The 13,009-nt window shown below is 36.6% G+C and carries 12 protein-coding genes; 3 read left to right on the top strand and 9 right to left on the bottom strand.

Annotated elements, in window-relative coordinates; genetic code table 11:
* Positions 1–82 precede the first annotated feature (82 nt).
* Both ACFOW1_RS02605 and ACFOW1_RS02600 read left to right on the top strand, forming a co-directional pair.
* Entirely contained in the window at positions 83–703 is a 621-nt protein-coding gene (locus tag ACFOW1_RS02605) for a hypothetical protein (protein WP_379012146.1), read from the top strand.
* 91 nt (positions 704–794) lie between these two features.
* The gene (locus ACFOW1_RS02600) at positions 795–1,523 is read left to right on the top strand and encodes a YoaK family protein (RefSeq protein ID WP_379012144.1); all 729 of its coding nucleotides are present in this window, start codon (positions 795–797) and stop codon (positions 1,521–1,523) included.
* Positions 1,524–1,587: 64 nt separating this feature from the next.
* Here the strand turns inward: ACFOW1_RS02600 and ACFOW1_RS02595 are convergent, their stop codons facing one another.
* The 3 genes from ACFOW1_RS02595 to ACFOW1_RS02585 all read right to left on the bottom strand — a co-directional run bounded on the left by ACFOW1_RS02595 (position 1,588) and on the right by ACFOW1_RS02585 (position 7,053).
* Positions 1,588–5,058 (bottom strand): PKD domain-containing protein, encoded by a 3,471-nt coding sequence (locus ACFOW1_RS02595; protein WP_379012143.1) that lies wholly within the window; start codon positions 5,056–5,058, stop codon positions 1,588–1,590.
* Positions 5,059–5,282: 224 nt separating this feature from the next.
* The gene (locus ACFOW1_RS02590; protein ID WP_379012141.1) at positions 5,283–5,873 is read right to left on the bottom strand and encodes a 50S ribosomal protein L25; all 591 of its coding nucleotides are present in this window, start codon (positions 5,871–5,873) and stop codon (positions 5,283–5,285) included.
* 217 nt (positions 5,874–6,090) lie between these two features.
* Positions 6,091–7,053 (bottom strand): ribose-phosphate pyrophosphokinase, encoded by a 963-nt coding sequence (locus tag ACFOW1_RS02585; protein ID WP_379012140.1) that lies wholly within the window; start codon positions 7,051–7,053, stop codon positions 6,091–6,093.
* A 116-nt stretch (positions 7,054–7,169) separates the two neighbouring features.
* On the opposite strand from ACFOW1_RS02585, the gene radC reads away from it, so the two are divergent.
* The gene (gene radC, locus ACFOW1_RS02580) at positions 7,170–7,853 is read left to right on the top strand and encodes a RadC family protein (RefSeq protein WP_379012139.1); all 684 of its coding nucleotides are present in this window, start codon (positions 7,170–7,172) and stop codon (positions 7,851–7,853) included.
* A 53-nt stretch (positions 7,854–7,906) separates the two neighbouring features.
* On the opposite strand, the gene ACFOW1_RS02575 is transcribed toward radC, so the two are convergent.
* The 6 genes from ACFOW1_RS02575 to atpB form a co-directional block, all read right to left on the bottom strand.
* Positions 7,907–8,212, bottom strand: a complete 306-nt coding sequence (locus ACFOW1_RS02575) for a DUF3467 domain-containing protein (RefSeq protein ID WP_379012138.1) — start codon at positions 8,210–8,212, stop codon at positions 7,907–7,909.
* Between the two features lie 299 nt (positions 8,213–8,511).
* A complete protein-coding gene (atpA, locus tag ACFOW1_RS02570; protein ID WP_379012136.1) occupies positions 8,512–10,089 on the bottom strand; it encodes a F0F1 ATP synthase subunit alpha in 1,578 nt (525 codons plus the stop codon).
* Positions 10,090–10,215: 126 nt separating this feature from the next.
* Complete coding sequence (atpH, locus tag ACFOW1_RS02565; protein ID WP_379012135.1) at positions 10,216–10,776, bottom strand: ATP synthase F1 subunit delta; 561 nt, start codon at positions 10,774–10,776, stop codon at positions 10,216–10,218.
* 36 nt (positions 10,777–10,812) lie between these two features.
* Positions 10,813–11,322 carry a F0F1 ATP synthase subunit B gene (gene atpF / locus ACFOW1_RS02560; RefSeq protein ID WP_379012133.1) on the bottom strand — a complete coding sequence of 170 codons (510 nt, stop codon included), beginning with the start codon at positions 11,320–11,322 and terminating at the stop codon, positions 10,813–10,815.
* Between the two features lie 108 nt (positions 11,323–11,430).
* The gene (gene atpE, locus ACFOW1_RS02555; RefSeq protein WP_379012132.1) at positions 11,431–11,643 is read right to left on the bottom strand and encodes an ATP synthase F0 subunit C; all 213 of its coding nucleotides are present in this window, start codon (positions 11,641–11,643) and stop codon (positions 11,431–11,433) included.
* A gap of 35 nt (positions 11,644–11,678) precedes the next feature.
* Positions 11,679–12,788: a F0F1 ATP synthase subunit A gene (atpB, locus tag ACFOW1_RS02550; protein ID WP_379012131.1), complete on the bottom strand. Its 1,110-nt coding sequence runs from the start codon at positions 12,786–12,788 to the stop codon at positions 11,679–11,681.
* Between the last annotated feature and the right edge of the window lie 221 nt (positions 12,789–13,009).

The raw sequence follows: 13,009 nt of genomic DNA, 5'->3' as shown, positions 1-13,009 counted from the left end.
TTGGTATTTAGCCCAGCTAATATGTACACCTATAACAATTAAAACAAAAACTCAAGTTCATAACAAACAAAAATTACCAACTATGCTAGATACAGCGATTATTAGAGAACATTATGCATCAATGTCTGATGAACACTTGATTGCATTTACCATTAATGAAGGCTCGCAAATTTCTAATGAAGCTTTCGAAATTTTAAGGAATGAGTTTATAAAAAGAAATTTAGACACATCCCCTTTGGAAAATTCTGATGATACCAAAAAGTTAATTCACGAGCAAAAAATTCAGAAAGTCAAAGAAAGTGGTTCAGAAGAATACCTTAGTTCAATTTGGGATTATGCACTAAATGAAAAAGAAGAGAATAAAACAGACTTAGAAATTATAAAGGGTTTAAAGGAAAGAGGCCTTGAAGATGAAAATGCCCAATTTATCATATTAGGACTTGAAAACAGGGCAAAGAGTATTTTAAAACACCATGAATCCCAAACTGCTGTTGGTGGTTTTATATGTGTTGCAGGTATTATAATAACGTTTTGGACATTAGCGAACGCTTCAGAAAATGGTGGGTCTTATTTTATAACTTGGGGTGCCATTGTTTTTGGCGCAATAAGATTCTTTACAAATATTTCAGCTCAATCTAAGTACAAAACAATTGTAGCAAATATTGAAGCTATTAAACCAGCGGAACAAACAATGATATCTTAAGGAATTAGCATCAGTAAATGCATCTCAGTACCAATTATTACTTCACCTATTTATGCATTTTACCCTACCTTACTGCTTTAAATGGCAGCCAATGTTTAGGCATAAAGGAAAAACAAGAACCCTATTACACAATTTACAAATAGCATCGCTGCTATCTTTTGTAGCGGGTATGGTAAATGTGGCGGGCTTTTTGGCTGTGAAGCGGCTTACTACCAATGTTACGGGCCATTTCGCCTTTTTTGTAGATGAAGTGTTTAAGCTCAACTTTTGGGGTGGCTTTGTATACTTCTTGTACATCTTCTGCTTTTTCTTTGGGGCTTTTGCTTCTAATTTTTTAATAGAACTCACCTCTCGAAAAGATGACCATTATAGCTACCTAGTGCCTGCGTTTATCGAGAGTTTTATCTTATTATTAATAGGATGTTTTGGGCTTCATTTAGCTGTAACACATCCTAATTTGATTGCTTGTAGCTTATTATTTGCTATGGGCTTGCAAAACTCTTTGGTAACTACCATTTCTAGTGCTAGTGTACGCACCACACACCTTACAGGCTTATTTACCGATTTGGGTATAGAACTATCGCAACTATTTTTTTATACCACTACCGAGCAGCAACTGCGCCTACGCGCTTCTATTAAGCTGCGTTTCACCATTATTAGTTTCTTTTTAATTGGCGGTGTGGTAAGTGGTGTGCTATACGCACAAATAAGGCTGCATGTATTATTAATCACCGCAGCAGTGTTGGTAATTGGGCTTATTTACGATAGTGTAAAGTTTAGGGTATTACTACTAAAACGGAAGCTAAAAAGCAAAGACTAAACTACACAAAAAACCCTCTACCATGGCAGAGGGCTATTGACCTAAGGGGGTATCAACTTAGGCATTAGTTCGTTTTAATAAACCTACTTGTTGCTATTGGCTTGCCAATTGAATTGGTAACCACGATATTATAAGTGCCACTTGCTAATTCGCTCACAGGTAATACAGCGGCATTGCGGGCACCAGCCACAGTGGTTTGCTGAATGAGTTTGACTACCCTACCCTGCATATCAATAATTTTAATGGCAGTAGTATTACTTACGGCTACATAAGTCATTTGAACAGTAGTAGTAGCAGGGTTTGGCCAGGCTTTTACCACATCGAGTACTGGTCCAGGTATGTCTATCGGCGTTACGGCTTTGGTAGTAACATTTGCCGAGCAAGGCGTATACCCACCATCATTTGAGCCACCATATTCGCAACGTACCATATTACTGATACCCAAATTACTAGTTACAGTGAGCGTTAATACAATTTTAAAGCCATCATATTTGTAAAAACCAAAAGTAGTACCACCAGATAATGGGTAAGGGCCATACTCGGTGTTGCTTGCAAGATCTACCCAGCTATATGTCCAAGTGTACGATACTATACTACCAGTAACAATGCTACTGTTGTAAGGTGCCATATCTGCATAAGCACCAATATAAGTACCATAGTCGCGCACTGCAATAATGGCTTTAGGGGTAATAACTACGTTTACCACTTGAGTTTTTACATCGGTATTACCACCATTGGTATTGGTAACAGTAAGTGTAACCGTTTTATTACCACCTGTAGTAAATATGTGTTTTTTTGTAATGCCAGTAGCAGTAGTACCATCGCCAAAGTTCCAGCTATAGGTAAGCGATGCATTAACATCATTTACGGTAGTACTTGCAGCATTAAGTTCTAATACAGGATTACTGAATAAATTACCATTATAGTTAAGATTGGCCGTGAAATTAGCCGTAGGCTTTACGTTAAAACTAACAATTTGCGAGGTTGTAGCCACCAATCCACCTACATTACTTGTAACGGTAAGCGTAACGCTATAGCTACCGCCTGCGGCAAATGTATGTGAAGGATTAGCAGATGTATTTAAAGCCGTACCATCACCAAAATTCCATACATAGCTAAGTGTGGCAGTTGCATCGTTACTGGTAGAAGTTGATGTAAAAGTATACTGACCTCCTACCGTTGTAGGTGCATAAGTAAAGGAAGCTGTAGGTCTAATATATAAGTTACTCACTATTTGCGAAGCGGCGGCAACAATATTGCCATTACTACTAGTAACGGTTAATGTAATTGTTCGGCGAGCTGCACCAGTAGTATAAATATGCGCGGGAGGTATAATAGCTGTGGTAGTAACAATCGGCGTGTTATCGCCAAAATCCCAACTGTAAGATAATGTAGCCGTACTATCTGCAATAGCGCTAGTATTAGTAGCAATACCTACTACAATTTGATTGTTAGAATTAGTAGTAGGTGCGCTTGTGGTAAAAGCTGCTTTAGGCAATATATACATATTATTGAGCGTAACACTCATTGTATCTGTAAGGCCGCCATTGCTATTAGCAACAGTAAGTACAACTGTTCTATTAGCAGCGCCAACGGTGTAGGTATGGGCTGGCGGTATTGGCGAAGTAGTAGTAACAATTGGTGTATTATCACCAAAGTTCCAACTATAAGAAAGCGTAACGTTTGCTTCAGCCACGGTACTTGTATTGGTAGCAATAGTTAATACAGGTTGATTATTTGAATTATAAGTAATACCATTAGCTGTAAAAGCAGCTTTAGGTTTTATATACAACTGGTTCACAATTTGCGTAGCTATACCTACTAAGCCACCATTGGTATTGGTAACAGTAAGTGTAACAGTTCTACTTGCTGCGCCAACAGTATATGTGTGCGAAGGCAAAGTACTAGCATTGGTAAGTAATGCAGGCGTATTATCACCAAAATCCCAACTATAGGTTAATGCAGGTTGCGATTCATCTACCGAACTTGTATTGGTAGCTGCCGCAACAACAGGCTGACCAAGTGAATTGATAGCGGTATTGTTAAGGGAAAATACAGCAACTGGTCTTATATAAAAAGAATACGTACAGCTAGTGGTATCTACACAACCCACATCGCTAGTAACTTGTAGTTGTGTGATATAAACACCTCCTCTTGCATACTTGCTTGGTGTAGGTGTAAATAATGCAGGTGATAATGGCAAATTTCTTACCGTATTTGCAGTATAAGGTACTTGGTTGCACGCCCACACATTGTTCAATTTGGCAATAGCACCTGCATCTGTAGAATTATCAGTAAACGTAATGGTTGGCCTTTTAATATCACCAGCTACATCAGGCGTAATATTGGTTGTAAACGCAGCTACTGGTTTGCTTAAATAAAACGTAGCACTCGTACTGTCTTTACAACCCATATCGCTAGTAACAGCCAATTTTACAATGTACGTGCCAGCCGCATTGTAGCGAATACGCGCATTTGCGTTGGTATCGCCAGGTTCACGGTAAGTAATATTACTGCTACCAAAGCTCCATTTGTATTGCATTTTACCGCTAGCAATACTACTATTGCTGATAAATGAAAAATCAGCATTTGCGTCAAAGCAAAGTTTTATATTGTTAATATCTGTAAGTGTATTATTAAGGTACAATTGATAGCTCGCTTTAGGAATCGCCGCAATTGTAACTGTTTTACTAATAGAATCTACACTTGTACAAGCGCCAAAAACGTTTTTATTAATTAGCATTATGGTATATGTACCAGCATTGGTATAGCTATGCGTAGCAGCCAAAGAAGTACTTGTACTACCATCACCAAAATTCCATGTACTAGTCACAGTAGCGCTAGTGCCATTTAACGACATATTATTAACTGAAATCACATTACTTGAAGCACAATAATTATTAGCAGTGATAGAAAAATTAGCTGCCACTTTATTACATGTAGTAATTGATTTTGAAGCACTGTCTTCACAACCATTTTGCCCGGTTACGACTAATTTAATGGTATAATTACTAGCACTTGTATAAGTAATTGTTGGGTTTGCAGTGGTATCAGTTTTACCATTACCAAAATCCCATTGATAGCTCATGCTTCCCGCTGCAACGGTACTTGTACTGATAAAAGTGTATTTGTTAGGTATAGAAGCATCTGGCAAAATCGTAAAATCTACAATAGGGCAGCCTTGTTTTGCTTGCGAATTACCATTACCAACAGTAATTTGTTTGGTTAGCGAAGCTACACAACCACCAAGTTCATTAATAACAGTAAGTTTTACACGAAAAATACCTGAACCAGAAAAAATGTGTAGTGGATTTACAATAAAAGAAACATTGTTGCTATCGCCAGATGCGGGATCTCCAAAATCCCATACGTAACGCATATTACCATCTGTTACAGTAGAGGTGCTTATGAAAGTAAAGCTGTTATCGCCTCCATTTGCTTGATTGGATGAGCTTGTAAAACTAACCACAGGGCAACTTTGAGCCATCGCACCTATAAATAAAAACAGGCACAACACTAGTAGAGAATAGCGCATAGAAATACTAAGGTTTAGGATTAAGAATCTTAGCCCCAACAAATGCTACTACATTTTGTAGTAATTCGTTTAAGGTAAAATACACAGCATAAACGCAAAATTTTCTATTTTATTTTCCAAGTGTTATCAATCGTTAAAGAATTAACAGTCAATTAAATTCGCTATAAAAAAGCCCCTTGCAATAATGCAAGAGGCCTTTATCATTTTATAGTTTTGTCAATTTATTATTTCTTTTTAGCATCTTTATCAGCTGCTGCTTCTTGTTGCTTCAACTGACGTGTCATTACAACTGAAGCAATAGGAATACGTTGAGAGTTCATAATTTCCATTTCTGGCGCTTTAATGTCTTCTACACGTAAGTTTTCGTTTAAAGCTAGGTTAGTAATATCCACTTCAATAAACTCTTTCAAATTAGAAGGTAAAGTTTTCACTTTTACACTTTTCATTTTTACTACTAGTTTACCACCTTCTTTCACACCTTTTGAGACACCTACCAATTTAATTGGCAAATCAGCAATTACTTTTTTATCACCAACTAGTTCTAACAAGTCAACGTGTATTAAAGCATCGTTTACTTTGTCAAACTGTAAATCTTTCATAATAGTTGTGTATGTTTTACCATCCACTTTTACTTCTGCAAGTTGAAACTCTCCTGTGTAAACTAATGGTTTAAACGCCTTTGCAGGTGCAGAAAAAGTAACTTCGGTAGCCCCACCGTAAATTACACCAGGCACCAAGTCTTGAGAGCGCAACTGACGGGCAGCTTTTTTGCCAGTTTCGGTCCTCAATTGTCCTTCGATTGTAACTGTTTTCATGTTTGTTGTTTTTGTTTTTATTACCGCATACAACAATTGTATGCGCCCATTTTTTTGGATTGCAAAGGTAAGGGAAACAGATTAATTATTTGATACCTAGACTTAGATTTAGTAAGATTAGGATAGAGTTACCAAATTTATTACAAATAAAAAGCGATGCATTCTTCAATACACCGCTTAAATGAATTATAGACTTAAAATATCAAATTAAAAATTACTAAAATCCTCGCTCTCTGTTTCTTAATTGCGAATGGATAAACAAGCTGGTAATGCTTTTATTTTCGTAGGCATTACGTAAAGCGATGGCAAATAAATCAGCTACAGATAATACTTTTATTTTATCGCTTGGTCGTTTTAAAGGAATGGTATCGCAAACTACCAATTCTTCAAGTACACTATTTTCAATATTGTCGTAAGCTTTACCACTCAATATTGGGTGCGTACACAAAGCTCTTACACTTAAGGCTCCTTTATCTTTCAACAAGCCAGCTGCTTTAGCAAGGGTACCACCTGTATCACATATATCATCAATTAACACAATGTTTTTGCCTACCACATCACCTATAACCACCATGCTTGCAATCTCATTGGCACGTTTACGATGTTTATCACAAATAACCATATCAGCATTAAAATAGCTAGCTACTTCACGCACACGTGTGGTACTACCAACATCTGGCGAAGCAAAAGCTAAGTTACTTAAACGCATTTGCTCTATATATGGAATAAAAATAGCAGAGCTATCTAAATGATCTACGGGCACATCGAAAAAACCTTGAATCTGTGGCGCATGTAAATCCATAGTTACCACTCTATCAGCACCAGCTGCCTCTAACAAAGTTGCGACTAGCTTAGCACCTATTGCTACACGCGGTTTGTCTTTTCTATCTTGTCTACCATAGCCATAATAAGGTAAAACGGCAATTACTTTATAAGCACTTGCACGTTTTGCAGCATCAATCATCAGCAATAATTCCATCAAGTTATCGGTAGGGGCATATGTACTTTGTACTAAAAAAACATAATCACCACGTACACTTTCTAAAAAGATAGGCTGAAACTCACCATCACTAAACTTTTGAATCGTTACTTTTCCTAATGGCACACCAAAACGTTGTGCTATTTTTAATGCTAAATCTTGCGAACCTGTACCTGAAAATATTTTTACTGAGGGATTCATAACAAATTAAGAGGTTGCGGCGAAGGTAATTTTTTAAACCTTAGTGGTAAAGATTATTTATGTTTTTACACAAAAAAAATAAACAAGATGTATATTGAGGCTTAAATACATACATAATGACTGCTATAAAAGATTGGGCTTCCGACGATAGACCGAGAGAAAAATTAATGCTCAAAGGCCCTTCAACACTGAGTAATTCAGAATTATTAGCAATTTTAATAAATAATGGCACGTCTAATAAAAGTGCAGTAGACTTAGCTAAAGAATTACTATTAGCTTGTAATAATAATTTGCAAAGGCTTGGTAGTTTAGGCTATCAAGAGATGGTACAACTAAAAATAAAAGGTCTTGGTCCTGCAAAGGCTATTACGATTGCCGCAGCTCTAGAGCTTGGTATTCGCAGGGATACTTTTGAAAAGCAAAAAACTAAAATTGATTCAAGCAGGGATATTGCAGATTATTTAAAAGCACAATTGCAATACAAAAATAACGAAGTATTTGTATGTATGTTTTTAAATACAGCACATCATATTATTCACCATGAGATATTAAGCGAAGGCGGTATAGATATGGTAATGATAGAACCAAGAGCCATAATAAAAAAGGCGTTAGAGTATAACGCCAAATCAATTATTCTCTGCCACAATCATCCGAGTGGTAATTTAAAACCTAGCCGTTCAGATATTTCACTTACCGAGAAAATTAAGCAAGCTGCTACCCTTTTCGACATTAACGTGCTAGACCATATTATTGTAAGCAACGAAGGTTATTACAGCTTTTGTGATGAAGGGCATATTTAATTTATCATTTAAGATTTATGATTTGAAATTTCAAATCACAAATCTCAAATATTCTATGCCTGTGCCGTAGGCCCGCCAAAATTCATGGGGATTTCTACTTGCTCTAAATCTTTAATATGGCCATTAGCGGCTTCGTAGCGTTCTATATTTTCAATCATCGCTTTCATAAAACGCTTTGCGTGCATTGGCGTAAATATGATGCGGCTTTTCACTTTGCTTTTTGGAGTTCCTGGCATTACGTTTACAAAATCCATAACGAACTCTGCATGACTATGTGTGATAATAGCAAGATTGGCATAAGTGCCTTCTGCTACTTCTTCGCTTATTTCTATATTTAATTGGTTGGGTTGCTGTTCCATGTGATCAGTTATTGTTTTATAAAATGTAAATATAACCGTTGCAATAAAACAAGACTGTATTAAAAGTAAATTTCAAACAAAAGATTGCTAAACGGTTGCCACAAGTTCAACCCAAATGCATTCAATCCATTATAAAATAGTCGTAGCACCAATGGTGAACAGTGTTACAGGACGTACAAGTGTGCGACGCAACAGACGCTAAATAATAGTACAAATGCTGGCTACAAAAGTATTACCAAAGCATAAAAACAAAACAGCCTCGAAAATTTCGAGGCTGTTTTGATATCAATCTTAAAAGATTATTTATACTGAGAGAACAAGCCTTTAGCTAATTCTACCATTTTGTTTAAGCTATCGTCGTTTAATTGACCTTTCTTAAATTCAGCTAATACGTCTGGTAATTTAGTTTCCATTTCCATTAAGAAATGTGCTTCAAAATCTTTTACTTTTTTAACAGCAACGTCTTTTAATAACCCTTGTGTACCTAAGTAAATGATAGCCACTTGTTTCTCTACGGTAAATGGTGTGTATTGTGCTTGTTTTAGTATTTCTACGTTTCTAGCACCTTTATCAATTACGTTTTTAGTAGCAGCATCTAAGTCACCACCAAATTTAGAGAAGGCTTCTAGTTCTCGGTAAAGTGCTTGGTCAAGTTTTAAAGTACCAGATACTTTTTTCATTGACTTGATTTGTGCACTACCACCCACACGGCTTACAGAAATACCTACGTTAATAGCAGGACGAATACCCGCATTAAACAAATTACCTTCTAAGAATATCTGACCATCGGTGATAGAGATAACGTTAGTAGGGATGTAAGCAGATACGTCACCAGCTTGTGTTTCAATGATTGGTAAAGCTGTTAAGCTACCACCACCTTTTACCAAATGCTTAATGGAAGCTGGCAAATCGTTCATTTGACTAGCTACTTCGTCATTCGCAATCACCTTAGCAGCTCTTTCTAATAAACGACTGTGTAGATAGAATACGTCACCCGGATAAGCCTCACGACCTGGTGGACGACGTAATAACAAACTCACCTCACGGTAAGCTACCGCTTGTTTAGATAAATCGTCAAATACAATTAATGCAGGACGACCGGTATCACGGAAGAATTCACCAATAGCAGCGCCAGCAAATGGTGCGTAGAACTGTAAAGGTGCTGGATCGCTAGCAGAAGCACACACAATAGTGGTGTAAGCCATCGCACCGTTATCGTTCAATGTTTTCATTACACCTGCAACAGTAGATGCTTTTTGACCAACCGCTACGTAAATACAGTATACTGGTTTACCAGCGTCGTAAAACTCTTTTTGGTTGATGATAGTATCAATACAAATAGCAGTTTTACCAGTTTGACGGTCACCAATTACCAACTCACGTTGACCACGACCTACAGGAATCATCGCATCAATAGCTTTGATACCTGTTTGCAATGGTTCTTTTACTGGCTCACGATAGATAACACCTGGTGCTTTACGCTCAAGTGGCATCTCGTATAGGTCGCCAGTAATAGGACCTTTACCATCTATTGGCTCGCCCAATGTATTAATGACACGTCCTACAACACCCTCACCTACTTTAATAGAGGCAATTTGGCCAGTACGTTTAACTTTTGCACCTTCTTTAATATCTGCACTTTCACCCATCAATACCACACCCACATTGTCTTCCTCAAGGTTCAAGGCAATGGCTTTAACACCATTTTCAAATTCTACTAGCTCACCACTGCGTACACCATTTAGGCCATACACACGGGCAATACCATCACCCACTTGAAGCACCGTGCCTACTTCTTCCAAATCAGCAGAAGCATTAAAATTGCTTAGTTGTTGCCTCAAAATCGCTGAAATTTCATCCGGCTTAATTGCTACCATATTATTTGAGAGTTTAAAATTTTCGTGTTTTTATTTTTTGTTACCAGTCCCGATAGCTATCGGGATTGTACATCTATTAAGCTTCGTTGTATCACTCACTTGTACGCTTTGTATATTACGCAGCTATTAAATAGTGGACACATAATGATTTTTCAAGAACTGCTTTTTTACGTCGTTTAAATCACGTAAAATACTTGCATCTACCAATTTATTGTCAAATTCAAGTACAAAGCCACCAATCAATTTGTCGTTTACTTTAGTTTCTAATTCTACTGAGCCAGAAGCTTGTGTATTGTTTACTTTAGCTTGAATGCTTTGTTTCAATTCATCGCTAATAGCTACAGCAGTAGTTAAAGTAACGGTACGAATACCTTTAATATCGTTATACTGACCAATAAAAGCATTGGCAATTTCATACAAATCAGATTCGCGACCTTTAGTAACCAACAACTTAATAAAAGCCGTAGTTAGCTCACTTACGTTGCTACTTGTAACCGCAGAAATGATGGCTTCTTTTTTGTCAGCCTTAATAATAGGACTTACCAAAAGTGCAACGAACTCACTGCTAGCTTTACAAACAGCCTGTAAATATTTCATATCAGCGTACACCACTTCTAATTGATTTCTTTCCATAGAAAGATCAACTAAACTTTTGGCATATCTTGCTGCTAAACGTGGATTAGGCATTTCTTCAATTTTAAATTTGAAATTTCAAATTCCAAATTAGTTCAACTTAACTACTTCTGCTAATTGCTGAATATAACTTTCTTGTTCAGCTTTATTTGCTAGTTCTCTTCTTAAAATCTTCTCACTCACTTCAATTACCAATGCACCCACTTGATTTTTAACATCAGTTAAGGCCGCATTTTTTTGTTGCAGAATAGCCTGTTGTGCATCTGCAATAATTTTATCGTACTCAGCTTTCGCTTTATCTTTTGCTTCAGCAATCATTTTATCCGAAGCAGCTTTTGCTTCTTTAATCATAGTGGCTCTCTCTTCACGAGCATGGTTCATCATCACCTCGTTCTCGTTTTTCAAGCTAGCCATTTCAGCTTTCATCTTATCAGCTTGCAACAAAGCGTCTGCAATACCAGACTCACGTTCGCTAATAGCAGCCATGATTGGCTTCCAAGCAAACCTGCTCAACAAGAATAATAATACTAAAAAGGCTACAGTACTCCATATTACTAGACCAAAATCTGGTAATACTAATGGATTAATTTCTAAAAACATGCGTTAGTTATTTTGTCTTAACAATCATCTTACAAAAAATCAAGAAAGCCCATTGCCCTTTGCGTTGGGCTTTCTTAAAAACCATTGTGCTTAGCGTACAAATGCGTACTAGCCATTACCCAAAAGGGCAACCACCACAGCAAATAGAGATACCGCCTCTACCAATGCAGCTGCGATAATCATACTTGTACGAATATCGTTGGCAGCTTCTGGCTGACGTGCAATACCTTCAACAGCACCTTTACCAATTTGGCCGATACCAATACCAGCGCCTATTGCAGCTAAACCTGCACCTAGTGCAGCAATACTTCCTCCTAACATGTTGTAGAGTTTTTGATGATTAAAAAAGTTATTTATTAATGATGCGCTTCATGATGATGGTGTTCTTCAATAGCTGAACCAATATATAATGAAGCCAATAATGTAAAAATGAACGCTTGCAAGAAAGCTACTAATAATTCAATAGCGCCAATAAATACTGCAAATGGTACAGCTACTACAGATGTAAGTACAGATTTAAAGATGAAGATTAAACAAATTAAGCTTAATACAAGAATGTGCCCTGCCGTAATGTTCGCAAACAAACGAATCATTAAAGAGATAGGTTTAGTAAATACACCAATTAACTCAATTGGCAATAAGAAAATTTTCATTGGCACTGGTACACCAGGCATCCAGAAAATGTGTTTCCAATAATCCTTATTACCATTAATATTTACAATAATCAATGTAAAGAAAGCCAATGTAAATGTAAAAGCGATATTACCACTTACGTTAGCAGCACCTGGAAAGAAAGGAATTAAGCCAAGTAAATTATTGATTAGAATAAAAAAGAAAATAGTGAGTAAAAAAGGCATAAACCTAGCATACTTAGCACCAATATTCGGTTTTGCTACATCGTCTCTAACAAATAAGATTAGTGGTTCCAAGAATGATTGTAAACCTTTAGGTGCAGTTGTAACGCCAGTTTTTTTGTAAGCAGAAGCTACAGATAAAAACACCAATAATAGCAGCGTTACAGATAGTAACATAGAAGCCACATTTTTGGTAATTGACAAATCATATAAACCTTTAGTAGCATTTTGATCTATATTTCCTTTAGCGTCTACAATTTTAATTTTACCTTCAAATAATTTGTAGTTGTTTTTACTAACAAATACAACTGGTTCGTGGTGTTCATTGATTAAATGTGCAGAGCTAAACACATCTATGCCATTTCTTGTATATAGGATGACTGGTAGAGGCACAGTTGTGTGACCCCATAAATGCCAACCATGTTCATCTTTAATGTGATCGAGAATTGTTTCAGTAACGTTAAATTTTTCCTCGCCTTCTTTTTTTTCTACATGATGTTCTTCAGCAGCAGCATTTTGAAGGGTATCATTCGCAAAAGCAGACACTGTTAAAAATGATAAAATAATGCTGAAAGCCCCTGCCAATAAAGATTTCATGATTTTCGACGCCATATCTATTCTCAAATTTGCGGCGAAGATAAGGGGATACAGACAAAAAATAGAACCCAATAGAATCAAAAGTGGAAAAAAGTTATTAAACAATTGTACATATTCTCAAAACAAATTGCTGAAAAAGCAATCGGTTTTAATGTAACTTTACCCAAGCATATCATTACTCTAATTATCTATTCAAACCATAAAAAAATCACACGTAATAACAAAATGAGATATTT

The sequence above is a fragment of the Parasediminibacterium paludis genome (assembly GCF_042651445.1).
Classification (GTDB): domain Bacteria; phylum Bacteroidota; class Bacteroidia; order Chitinophagales; family Chitinophagaceae; genus Parasediminibacterium; species Parasediminibacterium paludis.
The sequence above is the reverse complement of the archived record's forward strand: the minus strand, read 5'-3'. Positions and strand labels throughout refer to the sequence as shown.